This is a genomic window from Acinetobacter sp. CS-2 (genome assembly GCF_016599715.1).
Classification (GTDB): domain Bacteria; phylum Pseudomonadota; class Gammaproteobacteria; order Pseudomonadales; family Moraxellaceae; genus Acinetobacter.
In genome coordinates this window covers 1,816,145-1,829,640 of sequence record NZ_CP067019.1, presented here as the reverse complement: position 1 = coordinate 1,829,640, position 13,496 = coordinate 1,816,145, and the positions used below count along the sequence as shown (strand labels likewise).

12 protein-coding genes are annotated in these 13,496 nt (G+C 42.4%); 6 read left to right on the top strand and 6 right to left on the bottom strand.

All coding sequences use genetic code 11. The annotated features are described in order from the left end of the window. Positions 1-46: 46 nt before the first annotated feature. The 4 genes from JFY49_RS09075 to JFY49_RS09060 all read right to left on the bottom strand — a co-directional run bounded on the left by JFY49_RS09075 (position 47) and on the right by JFY49_RS09060 (position 4,065). Positions 47-1,228, bottom strand: a complete 1,182-nt coding sequence (locus tag JFY49_RS09075; RefSeq protein ID WP_200222643.1) for a benzoate/H(+) symporter BenE family transporter — start codon at positions 1,226-1,228, stop codon at positions 47-49. 136 nt (positions 1,229-1,364) lie between these two features. Next, positions 1,365-2,015, bottom strand: a complete 651-nt coding sequence (gene leuE / locus JFY49_RS09070; RefSeq protein ID WP_200222642.1) for a leucine efflux protein LeuE — start codon at positions 2,013-2,015, stop codon at positions 1,365-1,367. A gap of 81 nt (positions 2,016-2,096) precedes the next feature. Then, positions 2,097-3,086 carry a transaldolase gene (gene tal, locus JFY49_RS09065; RefSeq protein ID WP_200222641.1) on the bottom strand — a complete coding sequence of 330 codons (990 nt, stop codon included), beginning with the start codon at positions 3,084-3,086 and terminating at the stop codon, positions 2,097-2,099. Between the two features lie 88 nt (positions 3,087-3,174). Continuing rightward, positions 3,175-4,065 (bottom strand): LysR family transcriptional regulator, encoded by an 891-nt coding sequence (locus JFY49_RS09060; RefSeq protein ID WP_200222640.1) that lies wholly within the window; start codon positions 4,063-4,065, stop codon positions 3,175-3,177. Positions 4,066-4,149: 84 nt separating this feature from the next. On the opposite strand from JFY49_RS09060, the gene aceI reads away from it, so the two are divergent. Beyond that, positions 4,150-4,584 (top strand): chlorhexidine efflux PACE transporter AceI, encoded by a 435-nt coding sequence (aceI, locus tag JFY49_RS09055; protein ID WP_200222639.1) that lies wholly within the window; start codon positions 4,150-4,152, stop codon positions 4,582-4,584. 170 nt (positions 4,585-4,754) lie between these two features. Here aceI and JFY49_RS09050 read toward each other — a convergent pair whose 3' ends face one another. Beyond that, positions 4,755-6,272: an acetyl-CoA C-acetyltransferase gene (locus JFY49_RS09050; RefSeq protein ID WP_200222638.1), complete on the bottom strand. Its 1,518-nt coding sequence runs from the start codon at positions 6,270-6,272 to the stop codon at positions 4,755-4,757. Between the two features lie 240 nt (positions 6,273-6,512). Here JFY49_RS09050 and JFY49_RS09045 point away from each other — a divergent pair, with 240 nt between their 5' ends. From JFY49_RS09045 to dnaX, 5 genes are all read left to right on the top strand, one after another. Next, complete coding sequence (locus tag JFY49_RS09045) at positions 6,513-7,904, top strand: 3-oxoacyl-ACP reductase (RefSeq protein ID WP_200222637.1); 1,392 nt, start codon at positions 6,513-6,515, stop codon at positions 7,902-7,904. A gap of 140 nt (positions 7,905-8,044) precedes the next feature. Beyond that, on the top strand, positions 8,045-8,899 hold the full coding sequence (locus JFY49_RS09040; RefSeq protein WP_200222636.1) for a MaoC family dehydratase: 855 nt from the start codon (positions 8,045-8,047) through the stop codon (positions 8,897-8,899). Between the two features lie 77 nt (positions 8,900-8,976). Continuing rightward, the gene (locus JFY49_RS09035) at positions 8,977-10,242 is read left to right on the top strand and encodes a serine hydrolase domain-containing protein (RefSeq protein WP_200222635.1); all 1,266 of its coding nucleotides are present in this window, start codon (positions 8,977-8,979) and stop codon (positions 10,240-10,242) included. 76 nt (positions 10,243-10,318) lie between these two features. Then, positions 10,319-10,768, top strand: coding sequence for a copper resistance protein NlpE N-terminal domain-containing protein (locus JFY49_RS09030; protein ID WP_180080270.1), 450 nt, complete (start codon positions 10,319-10,321; stop codon positions 10,766-10,768). A gap of 134 nt (positions 10,769-10,902) precedes the next feature. Next, complete coding sequence (gene dnaX / locus JFY49_RS09025; RefSeq protein WP_200222634.1) at positions 10,903-13,026, top strand: DNA polymerase III subunit gamma/tau; 2,124 nt, start codon at positions 10,903-10,905, stop codon at positions 13,024-13,026. A 2-nt stretch (positions 13,027-13,028) separates the two neighbouring features. Here dnaX and JFY49_RS09020 read toward each other — a convergent pair whose 3' ends face one another. After that, positions 13,029-13,466: an acyl-CoA thioesterase gene (locus JFY49_RS09020; RefSeq protein ID WP_200222633.1), complete on the bottom strand. Its 438-nt coding sequence runs from the start codon at positions 13,464-13,466 to the stop codon at positions 13,029-13,031. Between the last annotated feature and the right edge of the window lie 30 nt (positions 13,467-13,496).

Genomic DNA, 13,496 nt, shown 5'->3' with positions numbered 1-13,496 from the left:
TACCCTGTGCTGGAATATGCATAGCCTGATTAATAAACCGCAAAAATTATTTGCAGGATTGCACTACTTTAAACTTGAATATAATGGATACGACAATACCAAAAATTAAACCCCAGAAGGCTGAACCAATCCCAAAAAACTGAATTCCTGAAGCGCTGAATAAAAAGGTCAATAATGCGGCTTCTCGTTCGCGGACATCCTGAAAGGCGATAGCTATGTTGTGGCTAATGGTACCCAGTAAGGCAATACCTGCCAGCGCGACAATAAAAATGGCTGGGAAAGACATCAGTAAACTGGTCAGTGTTGCTGCGAAAACTCCCATCAAGATATAGAAAAATCCACAGCTTATGCCGGCAATATAGCGTTTCTCTGGGTCAGGATGAACCTGATCATCCAGACTGACGGCTGCACTAATGGCTGCAATATTCACCGTGTAACAGCCAAATGGAGCCAGCATGGTCTGGGTAACTCCGGTCCAGCCAATCAGCTGATTGACATGAGGCTGATAGCCATAGCTTTTGATCATGGCAATACCGGGTAAATATTGTGATGCCATGTTAATGACGAATAATGGTAGGGCTAAACCAAAAATCGCCGACCAGCTAAATTCAGGACTAATCCATACCGGTTGCGCCAAACTCCATTGTAAAACTGGAGGATGAAACTGCATAAACATTGGACAGAGCACAAGTCCAGCAATCACGGTAATGACGATGCTGTAACGTGGAGACAGGCGTTTAGACAGAACATATGCCGCTAACAATGAAATGATAAAGCCCCAGTCATTTTGCATGCTGGCAAACAGGGCAATGCCGAATTTGAGTAACACGCCTGCCAACATGGCACTGGTTAAGCTTTGTGGAATATAAGATAAAATTTTCTGAAAAATACCCGAAAAACCTAAAATGGCACTGAGTAAACCACAGACCAGAAATGCACCGATGGCTTCATGCAAGCTATAACCATTGCCAGTGGCTAAAATCAGGGCCAGTCCAGCAGTGGACCATGACGTGGCAACCGGATATTTAAATTTCCAGGACAAAATTAAACCAGACAGTCCAATCCCTAAACCGAGTGCCCAAAACCAGGAGCTAATTTGCTCTGGCGTAGCCCCTAATATTTGTGCAGCTTGAATGACCAAAACTGCCGAAACACTGATACCAATCAGAAAGGTAATGAAACCTGCAAATACCGCAGGAACGGAAAAGTCTTGGAGAAATTTGTGCATACATCCTTTGCGTGCTGGATTTGTTAAAATTTGAAAAGTGTAATAATCATACGCCTGTGGTTGATAAGCGGAAAGAAATTTGTGCCTTAATTTATAGGCTATTGATAGGTTTAATTTGCTTCTTTAGACCGTAGAATTACAGGGTTGAGGTCGCGAGTTTAATCCCGAAACCACAAAATAACAGTCCCACAGCTGCTACACATGAGGCCGTTACTTTATAACGTGAAGTAAAATAAGATGCCAGTTTTGCACCGGAAAAAATCAGGACGGTTAAATAACTCATGCTAATGATCTGCAAGATGACTGCAAGTGCAGTAAAGGTAATTGCCGGATAAGGATAGGCCGGATCGACAAACTGCACAAAAAAAGACAAATAAAATAAAATGGCTTTGGGGTTTAAAATACTGATGGTTAATGCTGTTTTAAAGGGTTGCAGCTGTTCAATATTTTTTTCTACTGTTGCTATTTGCGTTGTGGCATACAGGATATTCCAAGTGTGATAGGCAGCAATCAGCAATTTTATGCCCAAATAACTCAAGTAAATTGCACCAATAATCTTCAGTAAGGTAAATACCCAAGGGAAAGCATGCAGTAATGAGGCTGCACCCAATGCTGTCAGTAGAATTAAAATCAGGTCGCCGGTATAGACACCAAAAGCACTTTTATAGCCGGCTTTGATACCGAAACGTGAAGCGATGGACATCACATACAGTGAATTTGGACCGGGTAGTAATACGATTAGGGTAGTGCCAATAATATAGGTGCTAAGATCGGTTATGCCGAACAAAATATACTCTCAAATCATCAAAAAAGCCGACCTGTTCACTATAACAAAATCGGCTTTTTTTTAGGGAAAGATAGGAATAAATTAAGCTTTAATTTCAGCATCCAGGCCGAAAGATTGGCGCAGTAAGGTATTTAACTGTTCACGCGCTTTAATAAATCCGTCAATGCCGCTTTGTAACAGTTGAGAAGACATTAAATCTTTTTCAATCTGAGCTTTAAAGCTTTCTTGGGTTAAAGGCTCAACCTGATGCTGGCAATGGGCTTGGGTATGATCGTTGCTAAGCTGGGCCACCACTTCACGCTGATCCTGTTCCAGTTCTGCCAGAAGGTTAGGAGAAACGGTAAGCAGATCACAGCCAGCCAATCCAAGTACCTGATCTATACTGCGGAAACTTGCTCCCATTACTTCTGTTTTGATGCAATGCTGCTTGTAGAAATGATAAATCTGTTTGACTGAAAGTACACCCGGGTCTTTATCAATTGGATAATGATCGACATTTTCCGCTTTTTTATACCAGTCCAGAATACGGCCGACAAAAGGTGAAATCAGGGTGACATTGGCGTCCGCACAGGCTTGAGCCTGATGCAAGCCGAATAACAGGGTCAAGTTACAATGAATGCCTTCAGCTTCTAATGCTTTGGCTGCCTGAATGCCTTCCCAGGTTGACGCAATTTTAATCAGGATACGGTTCTGATCGATCCCATAGGTTTTATATAATTCCAGAAGTTCTTTGGCTTTGGCAATGGTGGCTTCAGTATCGTAAGAAAGTGCTGCATCGACTTCGGTAGAAACACGTCCTTGAATCAGTTTTAGAATTTCCACACCAAACTTGACTGTCAGGATATCGATGGTACGTTCAACCAGAAGATCGTTGCTATAACCTTCAGATTTCGCCTGTTCAAAGGCAGCTTCAATCAGTTCCTTATTTTCAGGCTGATTCGCTGCAGCTGTAATCAGTGAAGGATTTGTTGTTGCATCAAGAGGGCGAAATTTTTCGATTGCGGAAAAATCGCTACTGTCGGCAACAATGGTAGTAAGGTTTTTTAATTGATTTAAGGCTGATTGAGTCATTGTCGTCTGGTTCTTAAAGTTATTTCCCGTTTATTTGTTATATCACAATCTACTGTTATCCAAAGTAAAAAGCGCGTATAAGGCCTGTCTATTTTATGTTTTTTCTTGAATTTCGGATGTGATTAATCAAAAAATGAGCAGCCGCACCCAGCTGGCTTTCACGACTCCAGACCAGATCAACAAAATATTCAAATTTTGGGGTGAAATCCAGAAAGTTAAGAATCTTAAGTTGTTGTTGAATATGCGGATTCTGGTTTAGCATTTCTAAAGGTAAAACTCCCCATCCCAGACCCTGCTGGATCATGGCACAGGCAGATAAATGATTGTCTGTACGCCAGTATTTTTTTGAAAATAACAATTCCGGCTTGATGCTGCGGTCGCGACTTGCCACCACAATTTGCCGGCTTTGCAGAATTTGCTCATAGCTCACCTGTTCAAATCTGGCTAATAGAGAATCAATAGCCGTAACCGGCACCAGAGCCTCACGCTTGAGTTCAACAAACTGTTCGCGCGTTTCCAGCTGTTCGCGTTCAAACATGAGTGCTAACTGTGCAGTCTGGTTGAGCAGCATTTTCAACGCATCTTCCTGTGGCGCTGAAAAAATGTTGATTTGCAGTTCAGGAAACTGTTTTTCCAGCAATGAAATATAGTCAATCCATTTTGTGTGCAACAGTTCAGATACCACCACAATATTTAAAGCAGATTCCAGACCTTGACTCAGGGCAAAAGCCTGCTGTTTCCACTGGTTAATTTCAATTAAGAGCTGTTCGGTTTTTTCATACAAGGTCAGCGCTTGTGGGGTCGGTACAGGCTCACGGCCAGCACGGGTGAAGAGGGTTAAATTGAGATCAACTTCTAGGTTGGCAATCGACATACTAACTGCTGAAGGCACTTTGCCGAGCTGTCTGGCAGCCGCAGAAAATGAACCGCTTTCAATCACGGTTTTAAAAATGATTAGCTGTTCTTGATTAATATTCATTTATCAAAACTTTTGAAAGAATCTAATTCGATTAATCAATATTATCAAAATAAAATGTCTGCATCCAAATGAAAGAGTTTTAAAATGTTGATGTCCAAAAGAAGGATAATCCATGCGCTAAGCTATGAAACGATCCTGCTGCTGATCATTTCAATTGCGTTAAGCTTTATTTTTGAAATGCCTATGGAGGTGACCGGTAGCTTAGGTGTTGCAATGGCCGTGACTTCCGTGATTTGGAATATGACTTTCAATCATTTTTTTGAAAACTTTGAAGCCAAACGTCAACTGAAAAGAACAGTCGGTGTACGTATTTTACATGCTATTGGTTTTGAAGGTGGTTTGATGCTGGCCACCATTCCAATGGTGGCTTATGCTTTGGAGATGTCAATTTGGCAGGCAATTTTGACTGACCTCAGTATGACTTTGTGTATTCTGGTCTATACTTTTATTTTCCAGTGGTGTTATGACTATATTGAAGCTAAATTGAACATTAGTCATCATGTGAAATCTACAGCCTGATTTAAATCTGTGATTTAAAAAACATGGTTGATGCATGGTTTTTGATAGATACTCATCTTATTTGTATTTTCGCGTATTCAAGATATTAGTGAGCATATAAATAGCCAAATAATAAGATGATAATAAAAAAGCCCCTCACTCGAGGAGCTTTCCTGAACCAAAGATTCAGATTATTTTTCAATAATTGCTGTTACACCTTGACCACCCGCAGCACAAATCGACACTAAAACACGGCCTGAACCTTTTTGGTGAATCAGTTTTGCTGCAGTAGCGATAAGACGGCCGCCAGTTGCAGCAAATGGGTGACCCGCTGCTAAAGATGAACCTTTCACATTCAATTTGCTACGGTCAATAGAACCCAGGGGAGCATCCAGGCCTAAACGTTCTTTACAGAATTTTGGGTCTTCCCATGCCTTAAGGGTAGAAAGAACCTGTGATGCAAATGCTTCATGAATTTCATAGTAGTCGAAATCTTGCAGGGTAAGACCAGCACGTTCGAGCATACGTGGAACGGCATAAGCAGGTGCCATCAACAAGCCTTCTTTTTTCTCAACAAAGTCAACTGCTGCAGTTTCCTGGAATGTTAAGTAAGCTAAAATTTCGTGACTATTGGCTTTAGCCCATTCCTCAGAAGCTAACAATACACAAGATGCACCATCAGTGAGTGGAGTCGAGTTACCCGCAGTCATGGTACGCGCATCGCCTTTACCAAAGGCTGGTTTAAGTTTTGCAAGTTTTTCTACAGATGAGTCAGCACGTAAGTTGTTGTCACGTTCCAAGCCCAGGAAGGGTGTGATCAAGTCATCGAAGAAGCCTTCTTCGTATGCAGCCGCCATTTTTTGGTGAGATGACGCTGCAAGTTCGTCCTGTGCTTCACGAGAAATACCCCATTCAAGTGCGGTAATCGCCTGATGGTCACCCATAGAAAGACCGGTACGTGGCTCACCGTTTTTAGGAGCATCCATCAAGTCTTTAACATTAATTTTGGTTAACGCTTTTAAACGGTCTTTTGCTGTTTTTGCGATGTTTAGCTCAAGCAATGCCTTACGTAAACCGTCACCGAAAGAAATTGGCGCATCAGAAGTCGTATCTACACCACCCGCAATACCCACTTCAATTTGACCCAGTGCAATTTTGTTGGCAATCTGGAATGCTGCTTGCAAGCCTGTACCACAGGCTTGCTGAATATCGTAAGCAGGTGTTTCTGGAGCAAGTTCAGTATTTAACACGCACTCACGGGTCATGTTAAAGTCACGACTGTGTTTTAAAACCGCGCCGGCAACGACCTCGCCTAAACGTTGACCTTGTAAATTAAAACGCTCAATCAGACCATTTAATGCTGCAGTAAACATGTCGCTGTTAGAAGCAGTAAAGTAAGCACCGTTTGAACGGGCGAAAGGAATACGGTTACCACCGATAATTGCAACGCGGCGAACTGTGTTTTGGCTCATGGTGTTATCCTGTTGAACAGACGTTTGAGGTGTAGATTCAGGTGTTATTGTCGTTGAAGCTGTAGTTTTACTACGTGCCGATGTGGAACGGGTACGGGATGTTTTAGGCGCAGCATCTGCTGGCGTGGCTGCCGTGCCAGAAGTTTTAGTTGTGCGCGCAGTACTTTTTGATGGTTTTGACACAGTTTCCGTAGCAGAATTATCGACTGCCGGATTTTCTTGAGTTGTTTTGCTCATCAGGCTTTTCCAAGCATTTTACAGTATTCTTGGCGTGTACATTAACACAATCTAAAAACAGCTGAATTGACTAAAATGACATTAGGCAAAGCATTCAGGTCAAGACATCTATAATTTAACTCAAGTATGATTCTATGGAAACTGATGGATGTATTGAAATATAAGTGCTTGACATCATATTGAAGTTAAAAAGATATTTTCAAAACCATCAAAAATTAATTTGTATGAGAGATAATAAACATGACTGATCAATACCAAACCTTTGCAAAATCTCCTATTGGTAAATTTGTCATCAAAAATTTAGGCTTGCCATCGCCAACTTTTTTAGAGCGTTTTGAGTCTGCGACACCTGTAGTGAAAGGGGCGGTGTTATTTGGTGCTGCATCATCAAGTACATTATCTGGTGCAATCGCACAGGTTCTGGCCAATATTCATGCCAATAGCTACGCAGGTAACAACTCTGAATTACAGCAAGCAGCTGCAAAAACAGGTTTAAATCTGGGTGCTTTTCACCCGGGCGATAAAGAGTCTAAATTTAAAGCAGTCATTTTTGATGCATCTGGTATCCAAAACTCTGAACAGCTAAAAGAACTTTATAACTTCTTTAACCCGATTGCGCGCCAAATCCAGGCTTCAGGCCGTGTCATCGTTGTGGGGATTAGCCCTGAGACTGCAAAAACGGTAAAACAGGCGATTGCCCAACGTGCACTTGAAGGTTTTGTAAAATCTGTCGGTAAAGAGTTTAAGAAAGGTATAGCGGCAAACCTGATTTATGTCGATCAAGGTGCTGAAGCAAACCTTGAATCTACAGTACGTTTTGCATTATCTCCGCGTTCTGCTTATGTTTCTGGTCAAGTCATTCGGGTTTCTAAAGCAGAAGTTATAGATGTAGACTGGGCCAAACCTCTTGCTGGTAAAACAGCTGTAGTCACTGGTGCAAGCCGCGGGATTGGTGAAGCAATTGCCCATGTACTTTCACGTGATGGCGCACATGTCATTTGCCTGGACGTCCCCCAACAGCAGGCGGATCTGGACCGTGTTGCGGGTGCCATTGGCGGTTCAACTTTAGCAATTGACATCACGGCTGCGGATGCCGGTGAAAAAATTAAGGCTGCTGCAGCGGTGCAGGGCGGTCTGGATATTATCGTGCACAACGCCGGAATTACCCGTGACAAAACTTTGGCCAATATGAAACCAGAGCTTTGGGATTTGGTGATCAACATTAACTTGTCTGCAATTGAGCGTGTAAACGATTACCTGCTTGAAAATGAAGGTCTCAATGCCAATGGTCGTATTGTTTGCATATCGTCAATTTCAGGTAGTGCGGGTAATTTAGGGCAAACCAACTATGCTGCTTCTAAAGCGGGCGTGATTGGTGTGGTGAAATTTACGGCACCTATTTTGAAAAATGGCGTAACCATTAATGCCGTGGCACCGGGCTTTATTGAAACGCAAATGACAGCGGCAATTCCATTTGCGATTCGTGAAGCAGGTCGCCGTATGAACTCAATGAGTCAAGGCGGTCTACCGGTTGATGTTGCTGAAACAATTGCATTATTTGCATCTTCAGCGTCTACAGGTTTAAATGGTAACGTGGTTCGTGTGTGTGGTCAAAGCTTGTTAGGGGCTTAACACATTAAAGTCCTCTCCCTTGGGGAGAGGATTTAGGAGAGGGAGATAAGAGGATATATTATTAACCTTCTCTCTAGCTCTCTCCCAGAGGGAGAGAGAACTCCATTAAATAAATTAGAAAAACTTCCAAAAGGTTCAGTATGAATACTCGCCATTTTAGTCAACTTCCAAAACCTTATTTAGCCTATCCGAAAGTGATTCAAGGCTTGATTTTTAAAAAGCCTAAAGGTGAACAAGTGCTGCCGCAAGTTGAATATGTGGTGGATTCATTCAAGGTCGATCAAAAGCATCTTAAGGCTTATAACGAAGTGTGCGGCTTCAAGAATAATGATTATATTCCAGCCATTTATTTAGCAGTACTATCGCAAAGCCTGCAAATGCATATGATGACGACTGAGACTTTCCCATTTGCAATTTTAGGTCTGGTACATATTCGCAACCAGATTAAACAAAACCGCAAAGTCGGAACCAATGAAGCATTAACTTTGTCTTGCAAATTTGGTGAATTGCAATCGCATGATAAGGGTGTTCAATTTGACTTTATTACCACGGCGAAAGTTGGCAATGACGTGGTGATGGAAGGGGTAACTACCTATTTAGCCCGTCAAAAAACCAGTGTTAAAGCTACTCCTAAACTGGTAGACAATAAAACGCCAGCCTATGAACTCAATGCCGAATGGAATGTATCTGAAAATACTGGTCGTCGTTATGCTTTAACGTCTGGTGACTTTAACCTGATTCATATCCATGCCATCACGGCAAAAGCATTCGGTTTTAAACAGGCGATTGCCCATGGTATGTGGAGCAAAGCGAAAGCACAGGCCAGCTTAACTTTGCCAGATGCCTACGAAGCTGATGTCTGGTTTAAGCTCCCGATGTATCTCCCTTCAAAAGTGGAGTTCTTGACTGCTCAGGAAGGACAAGATACCGAGTTTGTCATCCGAAACGGTAAAAACAAAAAACCGCATGTCACGGGAAGTGTCAAAGCACTTTAAGACCAAAGCCTAAGTCACTGTCGATTTAGGCTTTTTTGTTTTAAGCTCATGGAAAACAGATTTCTAGGGATGGAAGGATGCAGCAACTAAAAGATTACCTTTTTGCCAATACGGCAAATTATCAAGGTCACGTCGATGAACGCTTTATCGACCTTGCCAGACAGTTCAGCCGGATGCAGGATGCACGGACAGAGTTAGGTGGCGCTGCTCTGGTGATTTATTTTCAGGGTCAAAAAGTTGTTGATATCTGGACAGGGAAAAAGTCTGAAACCGAAAGCTGGCAAGCAAATACCTTGTCGCTCTGCTATTCCACCGGGAAAGGGGTTTTATCTACCTTAGCGCATATTTTAGTCAGTGAAGGTTTTGTTGATTATGATATTCCAGTAGCAACTTACTGGCCTGAATTTGCCCAACAGGGTAAAGATCAAATTACCTTAAGGCATATGCTGAGTCATCAAAGCGGTTTATATGATATTCGCAATCTTGTTGCTGATGCCTCGGAAATGGCGGATTGGCAGCATATGCTTGCTATTATAGCCCAGGCCAAACCACGTTTTGCAGTGATGACAGATGCAGCATATCAGCCCTTAACCTTTGGCTGGCAAGTCGGTGGCATTTTGGAAAAAGCCACAGGTAAAACACTGGCGGAACTGATGCAACAATATCTGGTTGCACCATTACAATTAGATGCTGCCTATTTTGGTGTACCTAAGGAAAAACTTGCTGAAGTTGCCAGGATTATTCCTCAACAAAAAGTTTCAAAAGATAAGCTTCAAAATTCCAAACCTAAAGTAAAACCTGCACAGGCACGCAAAGCATCTCCATTCGATAAATTATTGGAGTTATCCGGCCAAAAACCTCAAGACTTTCAGGATGCGATGATTCCAAAAGGAATGAAAAATTTCAGCTTTTTTAGTGATCAAGGTTTACAAGCTATAATTCCTGCGGCAACAGGTGTGTTTAGTGCCAATAGCCTAGCTCGAATTTATGCCATGCTTGCCAATGGCGGGGAGTGGCAAAGGCAGCAGTTGATAGGCACTGAAATCTTTAAACAGTTAAGCCAAATTCAGTACACCCGACGTGACCGGATTATGCCACTACCGATGCATTGGCGATTGGGTTATCACCGGATTTTAACTTTAGGCAAATCATCATCAGGGTTTGGGCATATGGGCTTTAATGGCTCTGGTGCATGGTGTGACCCGGAGCGTGGTTTAAGTTTTGCCTATACCCATAATTTTTCCACGGCTTCCATCACAGGCGATTACCGGCTGTGGGGCTTGACCCAGGAAACACTACGCTGCGCGGATCGTATCTTGGCAGGTCGTAAGGGTTGGTTTTAATGTGCAACATGTTGTTGAGGAAAATAACGGGAAAATATGCTACTTTGCCTGAGATTCTAGCTGCTGTTGATATTTCATGAAAAATGTCGTGTTAATTCCTTTGCTGGCAAGTACTGCATTATTGGGATGTCAGGATGCCAAGCAATCGAATACGCAAGGCAATGCATCTATAGAGTCGAAAAAGCAACTGGCAGCATGGGCAGGAGAATATGAGGGTACAACACCGTGCATGAGCTGTTTATCCCGTTGCGAAGATTGTCCAGGTATGGCTGTGACTTTGGCATTGTATGAAGATCAAACCTATACCTTAACCCGTGAAAGTTTAAGTGGTCATAGTGAAGTCGAAACCTTGAAAGGTAAGCTGCGTTTTATAGATGAATCAAAGCAAAGAATTGAGCTGATCAATGTGGCAACGCGTAATTTACTCTATGTAAATTTAGATGAAAAAGTTCTTGAAATTCGTGAAGATCAAAGCGGTAAAAGCTATCAGATGCAAAGTGATTTTCTTTTGGGAAAACTGAGCTAATTTTATTGAATGTATAAATAAAAATTTCGTCTTTGTTTCGGCAGAATACAAGATTTTTATTGTTCATACCTCCGCCATTTATTTCACTATTTTATAAAAAAACAGTATGCTTAGACCTGTAAAAAGGAGCATACATGTATCAAGTACTTGCACGAAAATACCGTCCACGTAATTTTAATGAATTGGTGGGGCAAAACCATGTGTCGCGCGCACTGACGAGTGCCTTGGAACGTGGTCGGTTGCATCATGCGTATTTGTTTACCGGGACTCGCGGAGTAGGTAAAACCACGATTGCCCGTATTTTGGCGAAATGTCTGAACTGCGAAACTGGCGTGACCTCAACGCCTTGTGAAGTGTGTGCAACCTGTAAAGCGGTGAATGAAGGCCGTTTTATCGATTTAATCGAGATTGATGCGGCTTCACGTACCAAAGTAGAAGATACACGTGAATTGTTAGATAATGTTCCCTATGCGCCTACGCAAGGTCGTTTCAAGGTTTACTTGATCGATGAAGTGCATATGCTTTCGACGCATTCCTTTAATGCCTTACTGAAAACATTAGAAGAACCACCTGAACATGTAAAATTCCTTTTTGCTACCACTGATCCACAAAAATTACCGATTACTGTTATTTCCCGTTGCTTGCAATTTACTTTGCGTCCACTAGCAGTCGATGAAATTACCGAACATCTCACCAGTATCTTAAACAAAGAAGAAATAAAAGCCGAACAGGATGCCATCTGGCAAATTGCTGAATCTGCCCAGGGGTCATTACGTGATGCCTTATCTTTAACCGATCAGGCCATTGCCTATGGTCAGGGCGCAATCCAGCATCAAGATGTCAAAGACATGCTGGGTCTGATTGACCGTACCATCATTTATGATTTGATCTTGGCCATTCATCAGAACCAGAAAGCCCGTGTCAGTGAATTGCTGATGCAATTTAGACAACAGGCGCTGGATGTGTCACTGGTTCTGGATCAATTGATTTCAACCCTGCATGAACTGGCATTACTGCAGTATTTGCCTGAGCTGAGCTTGAAATACAGTGCTGAAATCAATCAAAAGATTATGCAGTTGTCGCAACGCATTTCAGCACAAGATTTGCAATTGTATTATCAGGTGGCCTGTAAAGGCCGTGCTGACCTGCAACTGGCGGTGACGCAAGAGCAGGGCTTTGAAATGTGCGTATTGCGCTTATTGGCGTTCCGTCCATTACAGCCCAATGAAGTTCCGCTATCACAAGTACAACAAGTTGTTACACCGAGCGTTCAGCCTGTAGTACAACAGTCGATTCAACATGAGGTTCAGCAGCAAGCAGCTCAAAATATAATGGTAGAACAGGACACACCTGTTGAATCAGCAGCTGTATATGATGATTTTGATGATGCTCAGTATGATGATGACTCATTTAATGAAGTTACAGCTCAATCTGTTTCTGTAGATGAACCAAGTTCGGATGATTTCCTGGAGAAAGAAACTGTAGAAGCTGAAGTGCGATCTACTCCTTCAGATTCTTCATTGCATCCAGCTCAAGTACAGTCGGAAAAAATTATCTTCGATCCATCGAGTGACGATGCTTTATTTGGCTTTGATGATGAGCCTGAAGCAATAAGTACTACAGCTGATGAAAGCAACAGCGATGATTTTCTGTTTGATGAACTAGTACCATTAGCAGCCAATGAATTAACGCCTGTCAAAGCTCCAGCGGAAGTTCAGGCGCAAGCTCAGCAACCTGTAGAAGAAACCGCACAAGATTTATTATTTGATTTGGCAGCTGAACCGGCTGTTCCGGCACATCAAGAGGTACAAGGCAATCTGACCGATATTTCATCAAAACTGATGCCACAAGATATTTTAAGACTAAAGCCTCAAGTTCTTGAAGGCGAGTGGACGGTGGATAAGTGGGAGTATTGGTTCCGTAACAGTGATCTTTCACCGGCAGTCCAAGAATTGGCTCAGCATGGCGTGATGACGGGTCAAATCAATGGTGAATCGACTTTCCACATTCCAAAGCAATATGAAGCTTTGTTGACTCAGTTGCAGCATGCCTTGGAGCAGGCCTTAAAAACTGAATGGTCGAGTACTCATTTTCAGGTTCATTATGCAGATGTAGAAACCACAACGCCGTATAGCATGCAAAGTGAGCGTAAAGAAAAAGCCTATGCACGTGCGGCAGAGTTACTGCATGCAGAACCTGCGGTCAAAGAGCTTCTGCAAAACTTTGAGGGTGAAATACAGAATATCCAGCTCAAATAAGCTTATTCATTCACACTGTACTGATAGAGAGTATCCCGCATTTTAATTGGAATCGGGGTGCTTTTTCGTGTCTGGCGGTCGACAAATACATGCACGAAATGGCCTTGCGCTGAGGCCACATCATGGTCCTGTTTGAAAATGGCTAAATCATATTGCAGGGATGAATTGCCCAGTTTGGAAATTGTCACACCGACATCAATGATTTCAGGATAAGACAATTCCTGAAAAAAACTGCATGCCGAATCCACGACTAATCCAATCACGGGCGAATAGCGAATATCAAAGTCTGCCTTTTCAATCAGCAGGGAATTGGCGGCAGTATCAAAATAACTATAATAAGTCACATTATTGACGTGACCATAGATATCATTATCGGACCAGCGGGTTTGAATAGGTAAAAAGTATGAAAAATCTGCACGTCGTTTAGGTATCTGTTTCATTGGCATAGTTGTTTTGATGATTTCATTTGT